This window comes from Candidatus Peribacteria bacterium (assembly GCA_023038255.1).
Classification (GTDB): Bacteria; Patescibacteriota; Gracilibacteria; order Peribacterales; family Peribacteraceae; genus CALREJ01.
Genome location: CP082927.1, coordinates 586,765 through 604,964 on the forward strand (window position 1 = coordinate 586,765; position 18,200 = coordinate 604,964).

Below are 18,200 nucleotides of genomic sequence, written 5' to 3' on the forward strand. Positions count from 1 at the left end.
TTTTGCGATCAGTCCTGCAGCTGTGACGGACTGCCTGCCATCTGTTCAATGAATACCTTGCGTGGCTTTGCGCCGTCTGCAGGGCCGACAATGCCCTTCTCTTCCATGATGTCGAGAAGACGGGCTGCGCGTGCGTAGCCGACCTTCAACTGGCGCTGGAGCAGGCTGGCGGATGCTTTGCCATGCTGCTGTACCACGCGTACTGCATCGAAGAACAGATCATCACCGCCATTGTCGTCTGCATCCAGATCAATCATGCCGGATGGCCTGCCGTTGCCGCTTGCATCATCCATCACACCGTCGCCGTCTTCATCATCTGCAAGACCGATCTGCTCGGTAATCTTTCCGCCTCCCGCAATCTTTACGGCATTGATCACACGCTCGATTTCTTTGGAGGACAGATAAATACCCTGAATACGGACAGGCTTTGCAGTTGTGGCGGTCATGTACAACATGTCTCCTTTTCCAAGCAGATCTTCCGCACCGATGCCATCAAGTATCGTGCGGCTGTCCACAGAGCTCACCACGCGGAAGGCCATGCGTGTCGGGATGTTTGCTTTAATAAGACCGGTAATCACATCCACGCTCGGACGCTGGGTGGCAATAATAAGATGCATACCGACGGCACGGGCCATCTGCGCAATGCGGACAATCATCGTTTCCGTGTCGCGGCGGAACTGACGCATCATAAGGTCGGCAAGTTCATCAATGACAATCACAATGCGCGGGAGCAGGTTTGCTTCATCTGTTTGCTTCTCGTTGTATTCGTTGATATTGCGTGCACCCTGCTCGGAGAATCTGTGCAGGCGACGTCCCATTTCCGCCACAGCCCAGCGCAGAGCCTGCAGAGCCTTGTCCGACTCGGTAATCACCGGAGTCAGCAGATGCGGGATACCGTTATAGGGCATGAGCTCCACGCGCTTCGGGTCAATGAGGATAAACTTCAGTTCATGCGGCGCATTCTGATACAGAAGCGCTGTGAGGAACACGTTCATCGCCACGGACTTACCGGCACCGGTTGCACCGGCAATCAGCAGGTGGGGCATGTCTTCCAGGCTGGCAACAATGGCTTCGCCCGAGACATCGCGCCCGAGCGGGAATGTGAGAGAGGATGCGCTTTCATGGAACACCGGACTTTCCAGGATCTCACGCAAGTGCACCATCGTACGATCCAGGTTTGGCATTTCGATACCAACCAAAGATTTTCCAGGAATCGGCGCTTCAATACGCAGACTCTGTGCAGCGAGTGCAAGAGCGAGATCATCTTTCAGGTTTGCAATGGAACTCAGTTTCACACCCTCGGCAGGCTGCAGAGTGAATTGAGTCACCGTCGGACCCGGACGGGCATCGCGGACTTTCACTTCAATACCGAACTCCCCGAGCTTCTCTTCGATTCTCTTTGCATTCTTTTTGAGTTCCGCATCATTCACTGTGACGACGCTCTGCTGGTCTTCCAAGAGATCCATGCCCGGGAATGTCCATTCCTCAAAGCGCGTGTCTTTCATTTCCAGGAAGTCTCCTTTGCGCTTCAGTTTTTCTTTCAGCATTTTCTCTGCTTTATTCTTCGCAAGCGTCTGCGCAAAACTCGGACGGACAATGTTGAGTTCTTCATCTGCATCCGGCTCTTCAATCAAATCCACGATATCTTCCTCCTCGTCCTCTTCTTCCTCTTCCTCGTCTTCATCCGCGACAGCGGCGGCACGGCGCGTCTGACGGAGTGGTACTTTTGTTGCAGGCTTCAGCATCTGAATGATGGCTTCAATATCCGGCTCAAACGCGAGGAATAGTCCAATCAGCATGGTGGTGGAAAGGACGGTGTACCCGACCGCACTGCTCATAAAGAGAAGGAAGGGGAGGCTCACCATAAAGCCGATCGATCCTGCAAGCTCGTCTCTGCGTGGACCGATTTCATTCAGCGGCGCGCCCATGTGCATGAGTCCCAGGAAGGACAGCATACAAATGACGAGCCCGACGGAGCGCTTCAGTTCAAGTTTTCCTGCTCCAAACAGATGAAGCATACCGGACCCTAACAGGAAGTAGGGGAACAAAAATCCCCATGCACCAAAGAAGAAGGTCAGGACCTTATCAACTGTGTCGCCAAGCGTGCCTGCATTATTGTTGATAGCCAGAAAAAGCAGTACAGCGCCGCAAATCTGCACAATACCACTGATGGTCCGCTTGGTGGCGGGGTCCAGTTCGAGTAAAGGTTCTGCCGATACCGACTCACGCTTCTTGCGGGTCGATTTTCTGCGTTTCTTGCGTGGCACGGGATGTAGTATAGCAAATCACGCCTTCTGATTGAATGGCATTTCTTACGTCTCTCAGGCCAAATCCAAATCCCGGAAAATACCCTCTATTGCGGAAAGCTCCTCGCGGGTCCACCGCTTGTCCCAAGTGGAATGTGCGAGTGCATCAGCAGTGTCCAGTTTGAATAGTTTACTCACCCCCAGCTTTACCCGATCCATGGTATGGCTGATCCAGAAAGATCGTTGTCTTTTGAATAATTCGCTTGCGATGGCATCTTTGTCTGCGTCGGTGAACTCATACCGATAGATAGCCTGTTTTACCGCATACTCAAAATGAGTATTGAATGCACCATTCCGATCACGGACAGGTATTTCTCTGATATTAGCCAGACATTCGTCAATACAATGACAGACTCTCTGATGCAAGCTTTCGGCATTGCTCAATGCATCGTTATTGGGATCATGTTCTTCATGTTCCATGTCATTATTATACTAGGGATGTCTCTTTTTACTACCACAGAAGAGTACAGATACAGCATTCAACGTCAGATTCTTTCAAGAAATTTGTATGTGCAGACAGAAAAACCACGCTATGATCTGGACCAATATGACGGTTCTCATTTTTGGAGGCAACGGCTACCTGGCGCAGGAGTTCCTGACAATCTATCCTGAGGCTCTGACGCCGAAGATTGATATTGCCGATCAGCATGCGGTTGCAGCTGTGCTCGATACTGAAAAGCCCGATGTCGTCATCAACTGTGCCGGCAAAACCGGCCGGCCGAATGTCGACTGGTGTGAGGATCATAAGGAAGAAACCATCCGAGCAAATGTGCTTGGCCCGTTGGTTCTGAATGATGAATGTCAGAAGCGTGGCATCTACTGGGTACACATCAGTTCCGGTTGTATTTACCAGGGCGATAATGGCGGTAAGGGGTTTACAGAGGATGATCTCCCGAACTTCAGCGGCAGCTTCTATTCCCGCACAAAAACATGGTCAGACCAGATTCTGAAGGAATTTCCGGTGCTGATCCCGCGTCTCCGTATGCCGTTTGACGGATCGGACCATCCGCGCACACTCATCAGCAAAATCCGTAAATACCCGACTGTGCTCGATGTGCCGAACTCCCTCACCTATATCCCGGACTTCCTGGAGACCGTCCGCATCCTTATAGAGCGACGCAAAACTGGTATCTACAATGTCGTGAACCCGGGTCTCATTTCCCCGTACGCCATCATGCAGATGTATAAGGAGATTGTGGACCCCGCTCATACATTCGAACCTCTCACGCTTGATCATCTGTCTGATGTTGTGAAAGCAGGACGAAGCAACTGTTTCCTCAGTACGGCAAAAATCGAAGCAGAAGGCATTCATCTCCGCCCGATTGAGGTTGTGACCCGCGAGGCATTGGAGGAAATGAAGGCAAGACGCTAAACATCAGTATAGTATTCAGAATCAGCAATCCTGGTTATTTTAATAGTCTTATAATTAGTTGACTGCATCATTAGTAGACAATATAATTAGTATATCTAACAATTTATCAATCTATGAATCCTGTGCAGAAACCTGTCGACCGGATCATCAACTCCTGGATGGATATTACCCGTCTCATGCGTCAGCAGATGCGCGGCATGAAAAAGGATTTTACGGTGAATCCCGTGCAGATCCATGCTCTGATTATTATCAAAGAGCACGATGCACTCACCATGAAAGAATTTGCTGATTTCCTGCATATCACTTCCCCGTCAGCAACATCCATGGTCAACCGCTTCGTGAAGATGAAGTGGGTGAAGCGTGTTGCAGACCGCACAAACAGAAAGCTCGTTCGCCTGAAGCTGACAGAAGATGGCTTACAATGTGTCACAACAACAATGAAGCAACACACACATATGATGCGCGATCTTTTTTCTCTCCTCACAGTGAGCGATCAGAAAGATTTTGCAAGAATCCTCGGAAATTTGCATGGCACCCTCGCAAAACAGGCAAAAAAATCATAAAATACCTCCTTATTTCTCAACTCCAACCCTACTCTTCACCTTACATCCCATGTCATACATCTCGTCCATCGTCGCCTTTATCCGCCGCCACAAGTGGAAACTGCTTATCGCAGCCATTATTCTGATTCCTCTCGGTCTCATTGTCAGCTATGCCGTTTCGCCGACGCAGCCGGTGTATGTAACAGAAGAGGCGCGCAAAGGTGATCTGAAGCAGGCAGTCGAAGCAGTCGGTACAGTCATTTCCGACAACGATCTCAAGCTTCAGTTCCCGCAATCGGGTATCGTATCGGGTGTTTTCATTAAGGAGGGAGACAAGGTGAAAGCAGGACAGCGTCTTGCGACACTCCGTTCCGGAAACGTCGCGGCAGATATTGCGTCAGCACAGGGCCGCGTGATGGCTGCACAGGCAACGCTCGATGCATTGCAGCAGGGCAGTCGCCCGGAAGATATCGCAATTTCCGAAGCGGACGTGCAGAACAAGCAGTCGTCTCTCGCCGCAGCGAAAGCCAGTTTGCAGAATGCAGAGGAAACCCTGAAGAGTTCCAAGCTGAACCTTGATGCTCTGGAGCAGGAAATCAGTGTCAGTTTGGCAGGCACGATCAGCAACATCGGCAGCGCAACAGTGCAGCAGGCAACGAAGGCCGATATCGCACTTTCCTCCATGCAGGATATTTTCACAAAGAATGACGTCGCAGATGCACTCATCAAATACGGATCGACTGATGCGGATCTCCTGAGAAATGCAATGCAATCCACCACGCAGACTCTCCGAACACTGCAAGCTTCCGCCAGTCCTGCCGATTACGATGCAGCGATCTCGCTTCTCGACAGAACACGTACCGCCATCCAGACGGCATCCACACAGGTAGACCAGGTCTATGCGCTTATCAGCAGACTGCCGGTCACAACCTATTTCACGGAGTCTGCACGCAGCACCTACAAAGATCTGATTTCCGCAGAGCGCACGAGCACACAGGCCGCTCTCTCTTCCATTGATGCAACATCGAAATCCCTCCGCGACGCTGCGGCGAATTTCACAACCCGTATGGCACAGGAGCGTTCGAGTCTGACAGCTGCACAGGGGGCGAAAGACAGAGCGCTTGCGGACATTGCAACCTACCAGGCAGCACTCCAGATTGCGCAGGCCCAGCTTCAGCTGAAGAAAGCCCCAGCTCGACAGACGGACATCAACTCTGCCGTTGCGTCATTGCAACAGGCACGTGCCTCGCTGGCTGCCGCAAGTGCGAACTTCCAGAATACCGTGCTCACCTCTCCTATCAATGGAACTGTGACCAAGGTCAATCTGAAAGTCGGTGAAATCACTCCGGTTGGCGCAGCAGTGACGATGCTCGGGTCCAGCCCGTACCGCATTGAAATGTACGTCTCTGAAATCGATGTACCAAAAGTGCAGCTCTCCCAAAGCGGCAGTGTGGAACTTGATGCATTCCGCGGCACCGACTTCAAGCTCCGCGTGTCTGAAATCGACACTGCTCCGACGGACCAGTCCGGTGTGAACAAATACCGCGTCCGCCTCGACTTTGTCTATCCGCACGATGAGCTGAAAATTGGTATGACCGGAGATGCTGAGATTGAAACCGGCATTCGCAAAGATGTGGTCAGTGTACCGCTTCGCTCTGTCATCAAGAGTGCATCCGGCCAGACAATCGTACGCGTGCTCACCGATGCCCAGACAGTGGAAGAAAAAGCGGTAGCAACCGGCATGGAAGGCACGGACGGCAATGTCGAGATTGTCAGCGGTATTAAAGAAGGGGACACTGTTATTGTTCTTATCCAATAAGAAAAATGACGAATACAACAGCCCCCCTCATCGAAACCCGCGATCTTACGAAGTCGTACTTCAATGACGGCATCGAGACCCCTGTTCTGCACGGAATCAACCTGACCATTGAAAAAGGAGAATTCGTCTCCATCATGGGCCCGTCTGGTTCCGGAAAGTCGACGCTCATGCATATTCTGGGATTCCTTGATAGTCATACCAAAGGGGATTACCTCTTCCAGGGGCATCAGACAGTCAGCATGACAGACGATGCACTGGCGCGTATCCGCGCAACGCGTGTGAGTTTCGTGTTTCAGGCGTTCAACCTTCTGCCACGTACAACGGTGCTGCAGAACGTGATGCTGCCTCTGCTGTATCATCCGACAATCAAAGAATCCGAACGTATGGAGCGCGCACTCAAGGCAATTGAAACAGTCGGACTGATGGAACGTAAAGATTTCCTCAGCAGCCAATTATCCGGCGGACAGAAGCAGCGCGTTGCGATTGCCCGCGCACTTGTCACGGACCCCGATGTGATCTTTGCAGATGAACCGACAGGAAACCTCGATTCCGCGTCGGGGGTGGCCATTATGGAGGCGATTCAGGTTCTCAATAATAACGGACATACTATTATTCTCGTCACGCACGAACGCACCACGGCGATGCATGCAAACCGCATCGTCACTATCCGCGATGGATATATTGAATCCGATTCGACGGACTTCAAGCGTGTGCTTGCCGGCACTCATGATCATCTGAAATGACACTGCGCGATACGTTCCAGACGGCTCTCAAGGGCGTGACGGTCAACGCCACGAGGTCACTGCTTACCATGCTCGGCATCATCATCGGTGTCGGAGCGGTGGTGCTAATGAGCTCTGTGGGCGCGAGTATGCAGGATGTGATTCTCAGTCAGGTCAGCAGCCTCGGTTCCAAAAGCATGGTGATTTTCCCTGGCAAGGAGGAAGGGGGTGCTGCAGGCGTGCAGACTGGATTTGACAGCCTGACATTCGAAGATCTGAACGCACTTGAACGACTACCGAGTATTGAAAGTATTGCGCCGATCATTCTTGTGCCCGGAAATGCCCTGTACGGCAACGAAGAAATGTCTGCACAGACAATGGGCGTCACGCCGGAATTTTTCCGCAATCAAACCATTGTCACGACATCCGGACGCCTGATTGATGAAAACGACCAGAATGGCGCGTCGGCTGTTGCGGTCATCGGACCTGAAGTGGTGGAGAAGCTGTTTGGTGACCAGAATCCTATTGGCCAGCGTATCAAAGTCGGGAACCACCATTTTACCGTGATCGGTGTAACCAAAGCGATCGGTGCGCAGTTTTTCCAGAGCGTCGACAACCGCATCTATATTCCGTTTTCTCTTGCCCGCAACATCACGGGGCAGAAATATCTGAGCTACATGACCATGAATGCGGCCGAGAGCTTCACCCGGGCATTCGATGATGTGAAATTCCTGCTGCGCACCCGTCATGGCATAGAAAATCCCGAAGACGATCCAAAGAAGGATGATTTCATTGTGCATTCATCCGAAGAGGCAAATCAGATTCTCGGCTCGGTGTCGCTCGGTCTCACGCTCTTTATTACCACGATCGCAGCGGTGTCTCTGCTCGTCGGCGGCATCGGTATCATGAATATCATGCTGGTCTCCGTCACGGAACGCACGCGTGAGATCGGTCTCCGCAAAGCATTGGGTGCCCTCAAGCGGAATATTCTCATGCAGTTTCTGATCGAGTCCGTGCTGCTGACCTTTATCGGCGGCATTATCGGGATGCTGCTTGGCATCGTCTGCGCCTATCTTCTGTCGCTCATCGTCCAGCAGTTTCTGTCGACATACGCTTTTGCCGTCTCCATTCCCTCCACCATTGCCGCTCTTCTGATGGCTGCCATTACGGGCCTGGTATTTGGTATTTCCCCCGCGCGCAGAGCCTCCAATCTTCACCCCATGGAAGCGCTGCGCTACGAATAATATGAAAAGACGCGATCTCCTTTTGACGGCTATGCGCGGGATTACGGTCAATGCGACACGGTCCCTGCTCACCATGCTCGGCATCATCATTGGTGTCGGCGCCGTTGTGCTGATGGTATCCGTCGGAAACAGCTTCCAGAACTATATTCTCACGCAGATTGAGAGTGTCGGTGCCAGTACGATGGAAGTCATGCCGACTGGCCTGCAGAAATTCGGCGGCAATCTGGAAAGTCTGAAAATGGAGGATTACCGCATGATCGAAAGAATTCCGGGAGTCGTAAGCGCGACGCCGGTGATTATTGTCGCAAAGCCCGTACGCTATGGAAAAGAAGAGTTAAGCCCTCTCGTGTTCGGCGCCTATAGAAACATGGTAGATAACTACGGACTGAAGCTCGAGAAGGGGAGACTGCTTGATGATGCAGACGAAGACGGTGCAAAAACCGTCGCTGTCATCGGCAATAAAACAGCGGAAGACCTCTTCGGGGACAGCGATCCTGTCGGCAGCAGAATCACAATCGGTGACGTGCCTTTTACCATCGTCGGGAAAATGGAAGCGGTGAAATCCGCCCTTCTGGCACAGCTCGACACGCCGATTTTTATCCCGTTCAGCACTGCACAGGCTCTTACAAACCAGTCGCACCTGACCTATATCACCATGCAAACAACGGGAAATGCGGAAGTGATCAAGCAGGAAATCACGGCAATACTCCGTCAGCGTCACCGTATTGATAACCCGGAGAACGATCCGGATAAAGATGATTTCCAGGTACAGAGCGCGGAACAGGTCAGCGGCATTATCGGCTCTGTCACACTCGGTCTCACAATCTTCCTTGCACTCGTTGCAGGAATTTCCCTGCTCGTCGGCGGCATCGGAATCATGAATATCATGCTGGTCTCCGTCACGGAACGCACGCGTGAGATCGGTCTCCGCAAAGCTCTCGGTGCAAGACGTCAGGATATTCTTCTGCAGTTTTTGCTGGAAGCCGTCTTTCTGACTCTTACCGGAGGTACAATCGGTATTATACTAGGTGCATTCTTCGGCTGGCTGCTCTCTGCGCTGGCTGCGAAGTTCCTCGGCGATTTCGACTTTATTCTGTCGTTTGTTGCCATTTTCCTCGCTATTTTTATGGCGATTTTCACGGGATTGGTCTTTGGCATCTATCCAGCCAAACGAGCTGCCGGATTGAGTCCGATGGAGGCATTGCGCTTCGAATAAGGTACTTTTGGCAGGAAGGGGGTACCGTTGTCGTTTTTGCCGTAAAAGGGTACAATCGGGTATCCCTTTTGATTCTATGATGTCTTTCACCCGTTCTGCATTTCTTGTAGCCGCCACACTTCTGATGACCGCCTGCGGCAGCGGAACAGTGGACGAATCCGCTTTTCCATTCCCGACAGAGCAGGTATCTGATGAAACGCTGCAAAGCAGTTACCAGATGCTGGAGCATGACCTCTCACCGCTGCCTGCGTACCATTTCCGCATGCAGGTTCCCAATGGCTGGAAGACGCTCGACACCGCTCTCACAGAAGAACCGGAGAAAGATCAGCCTGCCGATGTTGCAGTATTCCGCCAGGCAGGTCCGTGGATGAGCGACCCGCTTGCTCCCATCAACGGCGAGATTGCCGTGAGTGTGGTGAACGTTTCAGGAAGCACCCTGTCTCCTGCAGCTTGGCTGGAAGGCGTCCTGCAGAAAAATGCAAAAGGCTATACGCTCATCAAAAAACGCGTGGTGCCGTCTTCACACGGTGACATGTCCGATGTGCTCATTACCTATACATCCGGCGGGGAAACACTTGTGTCCCGCATGATGGCAATGCGCTCCGGTGATAAAATGTTCATTGTTACGGGAAGCGATACAGCTGCAGAATACGCCAATACCGCAGATGCGTTCAACGTAGCCATCTCCACGTTCAGACTCATCAACCCTGCAGTAAAATAAGCATCTGATGTCTGGTATGCTTTCTGCATGCCGATGTCAGTGCGCCGCATGTTCTCCTCGCCGGATACGCTCGTCGCAGCGTTGCTTGCGTTGTTTTTTGCCCTGATTCTTTTTGCACTCAAGAATCCCACATCACTCGATGACGGTCTCCGGCATTTTGCGATGGCGAGAGTTTTGCGCGATCAGGGAGTGATGGCAGTACCGGGCTGGAGCAATTTCTTCTACGAAGGCTGGCTGCACCGGTATCCGGTCGACCCCTGGTTTCTCTCCGATGTACTGCTCATTCCCTTTACCTTTCTTCCGCTTGCGAAGGGGCTACAGCTGTTTGTTGTCTTTGAAATAGTGTGTCTGCTGAGCGCATTTCTTCTGGTTCTCCGCTCGTTCAGAGTTCCGCCTGTCGCATCATCTGTCTTTCTTCTGCTGCTTGTGTTCGGGGAAACGCAGTTTATGGGACGCTTTCTGTTTGGCCGGCCGTATGCACTGCTCACCGCGATGACGCTTTTTGTGATCTACGCAATGAAAGAGCGACACTGGATGTTCGTGAGTGTTGCAATCGCCATCAGTGTTTTGCTTTCACAGTTATTTGTCTTTCCACTTTTTCTCTGTGCATGCGGGGTGGCAGCTTTTCTTGTAACCAAAGAACTCCGAGATGCCTGCAGGTTGATGATTGCAAGTGTCTGTGGTGTTTTTGCAGGGCTGATACTCCATCCTGAACCGCTGCTCTACGCCCAGTATCTCCTGACCGTCTTTCTGAAAATCCCGTTTTTGAAATCGATCGGTCTGTCGCGCGAGATGCAGGCAGGTCTAACAAATTCCTCAGCCTTAAGTGTCCTTGCCGTTGCAGCGGTGATCCTTCTTTTTGGCATGCAGTTACATCGTCATTCACAGGTAAAGATGACAAAAAATGCAGATATTCTCACGCTTTGCATTGCTATTCTGTTTTTCGGAGGAGCTTTCCTCATATGGCTCCGTGCCATTGATATTCTCTGGCCCTTACTCCTCATCTGTGCCGCTGCACTCTATGCGGCGGATCCGTCTGCACTACACAAACTCATCGTACTTTTTCGCCTCAGAAAAAAATCAGCGATGCTCATGCTGACTGCTTGTTTTACCGTTGTGTGTATGACACAGGTTCTGATTCTTCCCTACATTTTTGCACGCGATGACGCATCGCATTCGCTGCAGCCCTATGAAAGTCTTGCAGTGATTCCCCCCGGATCACGCGTGCTTAATCTCGATTGGGAAAAATTCTTCCAGTATGTCTCCGTCCGTCCGGATCTGCAGTATGCCATGGGCATTGATCCGAGCTTTACGCATCTGACCGACCCGGAGGTCCTTCCGCTCATAGGCAAGCTAACCAATCAATCGCCACAGAACAGTGTTGATCCGACTATTCTGATTCACGCTCTTCTGGAGCAATACCCGTCAGAATGTATGATTCTGTCGCAGGCACGATTCTCCTCTGCGATTGATGCGCTTGAAAAAGCACCGTCATTTGAAAAGATTCTTGAGACTGATGTGCTTGCGGTATTTAAGGTGTTGTAAAAAAGTGGCATCACATGACTGTGCACAATTTTAGGTGGTGGGCCGGGAGGGATTTGCACCCCCGAAGGCATAAGCCAGCAGATTTACAGTCTGCCCCGTTTGTCTACTTCGGTACCGACCCACGATGATGAAAACGTGCTACGAACGCATTCCAGCTTGCAGCCATGGCAGTGTACGGAGAAAAACCGGACTATTCAATGTTTTACAAAGAAGGCGGCTCATCCTTCTTTCCCCAGCGCCAGCCTGGCTTTTCGCCTGTCATCCAGCTGATTGCCACCAGAATAAGGACTAATGCCATTGTATCGGGCATCCAGCGGGCAAAAGATTGGGCATCGGATGCTGAGGATGCGTCAATCCAGTAAAAATCGAGCACAATAAGAACGACGAAGATAAGCAAAATAAGCCATGCCTGCCATGTAGCAGGGGACCAGCCCCATCCGTAGTCTTTGGCCCTGAACCAGATTGGCTTCTTCATAAGACTCAGTCTAAAGATACAATGCATGGGAAGCGAATGAAATGCGCGGTAATTTGCCGTATACCTTTCGTACACCTTTGTGGTCTTTATATAATTGCAGGAAAAAATCAGATCTTCACTATTGGCTTCATGGAAACGAAAAGTATAGTCACTGACTTATGATACAAAATTGATCATAAAGGTATTGAACTATGGGTGTACGAGTGTACACTTATCACGTTCTTCCCCACCCACCCATGATCACCTCGCTCTTCAACACTTCCCTCGTTATTGATTTCTCCGATACGCAACACACAGACAAACATCCTCTTCTTATTGAATCTGAAATCCGGAACCTGATTGAGTTCATTCAATCACATCCGGAACGCCGTTCCATTCATGTCTACCTGCGTAGCGGTATTGTGAGTGCCACCAACCGCAAACTGCAGAGCCGTCTTCAGTCACTCGGGTGCAGAGTGACTGCAAAAATTTCACTGTAAAACAACAGTTTCTTCTGTAGCATGGTCCGGTGTTTTCCACTGTAGCCGGAATCATCGCTTTACTGGTGCCTTTGTCCTATGGGGCGGAGGGGAAATTCGACGATGTTCCGTCAACCGCCGCTCATGCGGAGGCAATTGAATATCTGAGATCCAAAGAAATTATTTCCGGATACAAGGACAATACATTCCGCCCTGAGCGCACAGTCAACCGTGCGGAATTTGTGAAGGTCCTCACAAAGCTGATGGTCAGCCCGAATGAGATAGATGAATGCACACGGACCAACCGTGACAGATTTACTGATGTCCCCATGAGCAGCTGGTTTGCATCTTTTGTGTGCGCCGCAAAAGCAAAAGGATTCATCAATGGATATGAAGACAATACGTTCCATCCGGCTGAGACAATGAATATTGCAGAAGCATCAAAAATTCTTGCCGTTGCATTTGATCTTCATCTTGGCGAGAAAGATCCAGCTCTGTGGTACAAGCCTTATGTCACAGCGCTTACCGGAGTAAACGCAATTCCCGCAGATGTCCGAGCGACCGGTGAATCACTGACACGCGGTGTCATGGCAGACATGCTCTGGCGCCTGAAAGAATCAAAAACAGATCAGCCTGCAGCCAATGAACACGCGCTTATTGCAGCACAGTGCGATTGGTTTGCCGAAGAGAGCATTCCCCGGGTTGATATGCAGGAAGTGCGCAGAGTCTGGACCAAGTGGATAAATGACGTACGAACCAGTATGAATCTTGCGCCCTACACGCAGGATAAGCAGCTCAATAAAACAGCAGTACTCTGGTCACAGCGCTCGAGAGATATCGGAAGCATTACACACAAACGTCCGGGGCAAACCGCATACTACGATTACAAAGGTATCGAAGGGTGGTTTTCCAAGCAGGACATCGATTTTGCCAATGTGAAAAGTTCCACCTTTACAGAAAATATCGGCTGGGGGATTTTCAAATGCAAAAAACAAGATTGCACGCAGGACCTCATTGATTCCATCCGCACAACATTCGATTTCTTTATGAGCGAAAAAGGAAAAGCATACAGCCCGCATTACAACAGTATCGTGGAGCCACAGTTCCGTCTGATCGGTACAGGAATTTCTGCTGATCCTTCAACGGGAAAATATTTCATCACGACGCATTACGGAACATCGATTACATCAAATCCAGATCCAGTGTGTCTGTAAGGGGTAAAATCGAAATTCTACATTTGCAACTCTAATCTAACTGGAAATAATTTTATAGTATTCATAGCAGACTCGAATGTAGTATTTAGTATTTAGAATTTTTAAAAGCAAGCACTTTTTTGTCATTTTTGCATCTCGTCCATGTCTTAACTCTGAACCTTACCCCTTCCTCTATGTCACGATCCTTCCTCACTTTTATAGCCGGCGTAACGCTTGCTATCGCCATTCCGACAATGGCACAAACCTATCGCTCCACCTTTCCGGATGTTCCGGCTGATTCGTCATCAGCCGCAGATATTGAACGCATGGCCGAACTCGGCATTATCCGTGGCTACGAAAACGGCTGGTTTGGACCGAATAATTCAGTCACACGTGCGCAAGTTGCCATTATGCTGAACCGATACGATCAGACGGTGATACAGCCGCTGCGTGATCAGCTGAATGCCATCAATAAAGAGTTGGGTTTGAATCAGATGTGTAACGGCCATGTGGTTGGAGACGCATACAAATCTCCCGATGGCTGTAATACATGCACGTGTACCCTTCAGGGTGAAATCTGCACACTCAGGGCATGTGCACCAACCTCTAAAAGCAGCTCATCCAAATCATCATCACGCGCTTCATCCAAGAGTTCGGGGGCAGTGTGTGGCAATGCTATCTGCGAAGCGGGAGAGGATCTCTACTGTCCTCCGTGCGAACCCGGAAAAGTCTGCGCCCAGTATTGCATAGCCGGAAGCTGCATGCGTGATTGCAGGGCATCAAGCTCGTCTTCCGTGAGCAGTGCGTTTGGGTGTCGGCCGTACATGTGCAATGACGGTACAACAATTCCTGCATGTACCGACGACGGGCATGTCATTAACTACTTTGCTCCACCCTGCATGACCCACGGAGGCGAATCGCAATCTTCCCGTTGATGTTCTCTTACAATGACCGGAAGGCCTTGCGTGTGACGATGAGCAGTACGACAGTTGTCAGTACGACTGCAATCCACACCGCAGGGCCGGTTTCCGGCGTGCTGAACGGCGTGTGATTCGAAACGGCAGGAGACTGCCCGGACGGCTGGCGGTCAGGCAACGGCATATTGCCGCTTCCGACAGTGTACGGATTGACCGGTACCTGTGTGACAGTGGCAACCGGAGCTGCAGGAGACAGAGATGCAGCAGAGGACGCAACAGGCGTCACTACGACAGGAGAGGTACTGCTGGATGATGAAGATGATTCCACAATATCAGACGGAACATAGGGATCCATCTGTACGCCACCCTGGATAAGAATCTGGCCGCTGACAATATCCGATGTTTTGGAAATATACGGATACGCTCCGGACGTTGCTGTCAGAGGAATCAGAATGTGCGTGCTGCTGCCCGGAAAAATGGCAGAGGTGACAAAAGGTTTTCCGTCGTCGGTCGGAAGAGTGTCGGAGGAGAGCACATGCGGAATGGAGTCATCATTTGTCCAGGTAATAGTGGATCCAGGCTGAACTGTGATTGTGACAGGATCAGCGCCGTTTTCTGTAATATGGACGGTGATCGAAGACGGATTGACCTGGCCGCCGAGGGAGAAAAGACCGTATCCCTGAAGTGCGGCAACACCCGCAAGGAAGAACAGGAAAATACCGGCAAAAGCGGCAGGACGGCGGTGTGCACGGACTGGCATGCGTTCAGAATCTGTCTGAGACTGCTTTATGCGAACAGGAACAGCCTGCTCATCGCTGTCGTCAGTAGACTGCCAGTGCGGATGAAGGGTGGTCATACTTTGGCGCTGAGCTGTCTGCGGAATGCGAGTCCTGTGCCGATGACGGCAGACAAGAGGACAAAGAGCATAACAGTCGATGCGGGGCCGGTTTCTCCGGACACATTGCCTCCAGTGCGCGGAGTGTTTGGTGCGCGATTAATGGCGCTTGCACTCAATGGAGACGTTGACGTTGCAGGATTACCGACACTGATACCAACTTCCTGGCTGAAGTCTGTTTCACGGTTATCTTTCGAGACGCCGCGGACGGCAAAGTAGTACGTCACCCCTTCCGGCAAAGCGCGGATAGTAATGTTCGTACTGTTCTTGTCCACGCTGCGCTTCTGCAGATACTGTCCGCTGATAGTGCCGTAATACACGTTGTAACCGACGAGATCTGCGGACGGCAGCTTGTTCCATGCAAGGAAGACAGAACTTCCTTCCGTTGTAACTTTCAGCTGCTGTACCTGGAGCATTTCAAAGACACCAGAAGTCGATCCAGACGGTGCAGAGGATGCATTGTCGCCAGCAGATGACACAGATGAGGACGCCAATGATTCAGTGGATGAAGAGACAGAACCAGCGACCGGAGTAGAACTTGCTGTTCCGCCGGTAGCAGACGGCAAGACCTTCACCAGAAGAGAGCCCGGGGTTGCTGTTGCGCTATTTGTCTCCGTGGAACCATCCATCGTGATGATAGCCGTGTGACTGCCGACTGTTCCTGTTGCGTCATAAAACGTCATGGGAACAGCGGTCTGTGTCCCGGGCAGCATGTGCAGGCGGATGCGTGCAACAATAATGCTCTGTCCGTTCTGAGGAGTTGTTGCAGCGCCGCTGACTTTGATCATACCGTCAGTCGTAGAGAAATCGTTTTCACCCGGAGTCGGTGTCGGGAAGGCATTTGCAACTTCAATCAATTCTCCTTCCATGACGGTCGGGTCATACGCAATCCATGCGCGGAAGCGCTGAATAGGTTTGGACGTCGGATTCTTGATGATGAGATCCATGTCGAGTGCATCCCCCTCACGCAGTTCAGACGTCTGTCGCGTGAGCGGGTCTTTCACCTCGTACGACGCACAGGAAGAATCCGGTACGGGTGCAACCCCTTCTTTTGGTGCAACGGCAAACGCTGTGCGGTACTCCGCACTGTCACAGTGCGGACGAAGTTCAAACATAGTGCCCTGAGCTGCAGCATCTGTTGCAGCACCGTTCATTGCACCATTGTTCGCAGTATTGTTTGTAGACGGGCCAGCAGCGTACTCACGTCCATCGCCAAGCGGCGGGAGCATTTCGAAAGACTGCGCAAATGCCTGTGTCTGCATAGACAGCACAACGCTGGCTGCAACAAGCAGAGTGCGGGCGCGCCGGCGACAGGTTGTGTGTGTGTTCATATATGTATGTGTATATGGGCGAGAGAGACTCTCAACGGACAGCAATGTCGTTCAGGATGCGGATTGCATCGTCAATGGTGAGCGCGCCGTCACCATTCGGGTCGGCAAGGAGCTCATCAGGGGTTGCGTCTCTGTAGCCGTTTGCAATTTCCAGAATGGTAATCGCATCGCGCACATCAATGATTCCATCTTCTGAAATATCACCCGTGAGACGTGTGCCCGAGGCCTCCATCGGTGCAACAGTCTGGATATTGCCGGCAGTTTTAAGTCCCAGTGCGAAGGATGAAACGACAGCGAGTGTGCCGAGTCCGAGGATCGTGACCGGGAGAGAGTGCCAACGTGTTGTGGAGTGTTTCTTCGACATTTCCTTCTATTGTACCGTAAGAACGGTCTTTCCTCAACGCTGCTCTCATTGACGCAAACTGTATACATTTCAAAATACTAAAAAAGAAATTCTGCGCTGAGCTGTGCTAGAATCAGACTCGTGGCACCCTTCTTCCTCTTTACCGGCGAAAACACGTTTTTGCTCCGTACAGAGCGTCACCGCTGGATGCAGGAATTCCGCAAAAAGCATGGTGAGGATAACTGTACCATTATTGACGGACAGAAATTGACAATCAGAACATTACTTGACGATGTAGCAGTTTTACCGTTTCTTGCGGATAAGCGTTTGGTGATTGTCGACACAGTGCCCAAATGTTCACGTGAGGAAGTTCAGGCCCTGGCAGCAGGAATACATCCTCAGGTCATCGTTGCTTTTTGTGATCCGAAACCAGACAAGCGGAGCAGTGGCGTGAAAGAAATTCTCGCAACGGCAGACGTGAAAGAATTTGCCCCTTTGAAAGGTTCGGCACTCAGGCAATGGGCAGATACTTTTGCGCGTGATGAAGGAGCAACGCTTGAGCCTGCTGCACGCGATGCGCTGATTGAATTTTTGGGAGAAGATATGGATCTGCTCTCACAGGAAATACGGAAGCTCGCTCTCTACGCAACGGGCCGCTCTGTGACACGGATGGATGTAGAAATGATGACCATTCCGTCTGATGAGGGCATTGTCTGGCGCATGACGGATTTACTGTGTGAAGGATCTCGTATCGAGGCACTCACGTATGCAAAACGCATGCTGGACCGTGGCGGTGATGCATATGGACTCTGGGCGATTTTGCTGTCCATGCTGAAAAATCTGGTACTTGTCCGTGCTGCCGTGCAAAGTGGCATGACGTCCTCCAAAGACATAGCCGATGCGACTGCAGTCCATATTTTTGCACTGCGGTCATTATTGCCCTATGCCAAGCGCATCAAAGACGAAGATACCAAGCGTTTTCTGGAGTGGGCAGTGCATGCCGATCGGGATTTGAAAACCGGCGTTATCCGCTCGACAGATGAGGCGCCACAGGAGCTGCAGGCATTGATTGACGAGTTTATCCTGCACTCGCCGTAAACC

18 protein-coding genes and 1 tRNA gene are annotated in these 18,200 nt (G+C 51.2%); 12 read left to right on the top strand and 7 right to left on the bottom strand.

Features of this window, described 5'->3' with window-relative positions:
* Nucleotides 1-8: 8 nt before the first annotated feature.
* Nucleotides 9-2,267, bottom strand: a complete 2,259-nt coding sequence (locus K8942_02705; protein ID UPA23100.1) for a DNA translocase FtsK — start codon at nucleotides 2,265-2,267, stop codon at nucleotides 9-11.
* Nucleotides 2,268-2,321: 54 nt separating this feature from the next.
* Nucleotides 2,322-2,726: a hypothetical protein gene (locus K8942_02710; protein UPA23101.1), complete on the bottom strand. Its 405-nt coding sequence runs from the start codon at nucleotides 2,724-2,726 to the stop codon at nucleotides 2,322-2,324.
* An 88-nt stretch (nucleotides 2,727-2,814) separates the two neighbouring features.
* Here K8942_02710 and K8942_02715 point away from each other — a divergent pair, with 88 nt between their 5' ends.
* The 8 genes from K8942_02715 (at nucleotide 2,815) to K8942_02750 (ending at nucleotide 11,487) form a co-directional block, all read left to right on the top strand.
* The gene (locus K8942_02715) at nucleotides 2,815-3,678 is read left to right on the top strand and encodes a sugar nucleotide-binding protein (protein UPA23102.1); all 864 of its coding nucleotides are present in this window, start codon (nucleotides 2,815-2,817) and stop codon (nucleotides 3,676-3,678) included.
* A gap of 113 nt (nucleotides 3,679-3,791) precedes the next feature.
* The gene (locus tag K8942_02720; protein UPA23103.1) at nucleotides 3,792-4,241 is read left to right on the top strand and encodes a MarR family transcriptional regulator; all 450 of its coding nucleotides are present in this window, start codon (nucleotides 3,792-3,794) and stop codon (nucleotides 4,239-4,241) included.
* Nucleotides 4,242-4,290: 49 nt separating this feature from the next.
* Nucleotides 4,291-6,039, top strand: a complete 1,749-nt coding sequence (locus K8942_02725; GenBank protein ID UPA23104.1) for an efflux RND transporter periplasmic adaptor subunit — start codon at nucleotides 4,291-4,293, stop codon at nucleotides 6,037-6,039.
* Nucleotides 6,040-6,044: 5 nt separating this feature from the next.
* Nucleotides 6,045-6,782 carry an ABC transporter ATP-binding protein gene (locus K8942_02730; GenBank protein ID UPA23105.1) on the top strand — a complete coding sequence of 246 codons (738 nt, stop codon included), beginning with the start codon at nucleotides 6,045-6,047 and terminating at the stop codon, nucleotides 6,780-6,782.
* Complete coding sequence (locus K8942_02735) at nucleotides 6,779-8,005, top strand: ABC transporter permease (protein UPA23106.1); 1,227 nt, start codon at nucleotides 6,779-6,781, stop codon at nucleotides 8,003-8,005. Before K8942_02730 ends, K8942_02735 begins: the two co-directional genes overlap by 4 nt.
* A gap of 1 nt (nucleotide 8,006) precedes the next feature.
* A complete protein-coding gene (locus tag K8942_02740) occupies nucleotides 8,007-9,221 on the top strand; it encodes an ABC transporter permease (GenBank protein ID UPA23107.1) in 1,215 nt (404 codons plus the stop codon).
* Nucleotides 9,222-9,297: 76 nt separating this feature from the next.
* A complete protein-coding gene (locus K8942_02745) occupies nucleotides 9,298-9,942 on the top strand; it encodes a hypothetical protein (protein UPA23108.1) in 645 nt (214 codons plus the stop codon).
* Between the two features lie 27 nt (nucleotides 9,943-9,969).
* The gene (locus K8942_02750) at nucleotides 9,970-11,487 is read left to right on the top strand and encodes a hypothetical protein (protein ID UPA23109.1); all 1,518 of its coding nucleotides are present in this window, start codon (nucleotides 9,970-9,972) and stop codon (nucleotides 11,485-11,487) included.
* A 35-nt stretch (nucleotides 11,488-11,522) separates the two neighbouring features.
* Here K8942_02750 and K8942_02755 read toward each other — a convergent pair.
* Both K8942_02755 and K8942_02760 read right to left on the bottom strand, forming a co-directional pair.
* Nucleotides 11,523-11,608: transfer RNA gene (locus tag K8942_02755), tRNA-Tyr, on the bottom strand.
* An 81-nt stretch (nucleotides 11,609-11,689) separates the two neighbouring features.
* A complete protein-coding gene (locus tag K8942_02760) occupies nucleotides 11,690-11,962 on the bottom strand; it encodes a hypothetical protein (protein UPA23110.1) in 273 nt (90 codons plus the stop codon).
* Between the two features lie 236 nt (nucleotides 11,963-12,198).
* On the opposite strand from K8942_02760, the gene K8942_02765 reads away from it, so the two are divergent.
* From K8942_02765 to K8942_02775, 3 genes are all read left to right on the top strand, one after another.
* Nucleotides 12,199-12,441 carry a hypothetical protein gene (locus tag K8942_02765; GenBank protein UPA23111.1) on the top strand — a complete coding sequence of 81 codons (243 nt, stop codon included), beginning with the start codon at nucleotides 12,199-12,201 and terminating at the stop codon, nucleotides 12,439-12,441.
* A 29-nt stretch (nucleotides 12,442-12,470) separates the two neighbouring features.
* The gene (locus K8942_02770; GenBank protein UPA23112.1) at nucleotides 12,471-13,634 is read left to right on the top strand and encodes an S-layer homology domain-containing protein; all 1,164 of its coding nucleotides are present in this window, start codon (nucleotides 12,471-12,473) and stop codon (nucleotides 13,632-13,634) included.
* A 173-nt stretch (nucleotides 13,635-13,807) separates the two neighbouring features.
* On the top strand, nucleotides 13,808-14,548 hold the full coding sequence (locus tag K8942_02775) for an S-layer homology domain-containing protein (protein ID UPA23113.1): 741 nt from the start codon (nucleotides 13,808-13,810) through the stop codon (nucleotides 14,546-14,548).
* A gap of 7 nt (nucleotides 14,549-14,555) precedes the next feature.
* On the opposite strand, the gene K8942_02780 is transcribed toward K8942_02775, so the two are convergent.
* Genes K8942_02780 through K8942_02790 form a run of 3 tightly spaced genes read right to left on the bottom strand, consistent with a single transcriptional unit; the run spans nucleotide 14,556 to nucleotide 17,120 of the window.
* Nucleotides 14,556-15,386, bottom strand: a complete 831-nt coding sequence (locus tag K8942_02780; GenBank protein UPA23114.1) for a hypothetical protein — start codon at nucleotides 15,384-15,386, stop codon at nucleotides 14,556-14,558.
* Entirely contained in the window at nucleotides 15,383-16,756 is a 1,374-nt protein-coding gene (locus K8942_02785) for a fibronectin type III domain-containing protein (GenBank protein UPA23115.1), read from the bottom strand. The genes K8942_02780 and K8942_02785 overlap by 4 nt, the downstream gene beginning before the upstream one ends.
* Nucleotides 16,757-16,787: 31 nt before the next feature.
* Nucleotides 16,788-17,120: a hypothetical protein gene (locus tag K8942_02790; GenBank protein ID UPA23116.1), complete on the bottom strand. Its 333-nt coding sequence runs from the start codon at nucleotides 17,118-17,120 to the stop codon at nucleotides 16,788-16,790.
* A 120-nt stretch (nucleotides 17,121-17,240) separates the two neighbouring features.
* Here K8942_02790 and holA point away from each other — a divergent pair, with 120 nt between their 5' ends.
* Entirely contained in the window at nucleotides 17,241-18,197 is a 957-nt protein-coding gene (gene holA / locus K8942_02795) for a DNA polymerase III subunit delta (GenBank protein UPA23117.1), read from the top strand.
* The last annotated feature ends 3 nt before the right edge of the window (nucleotides 18,198-18,200 follow it).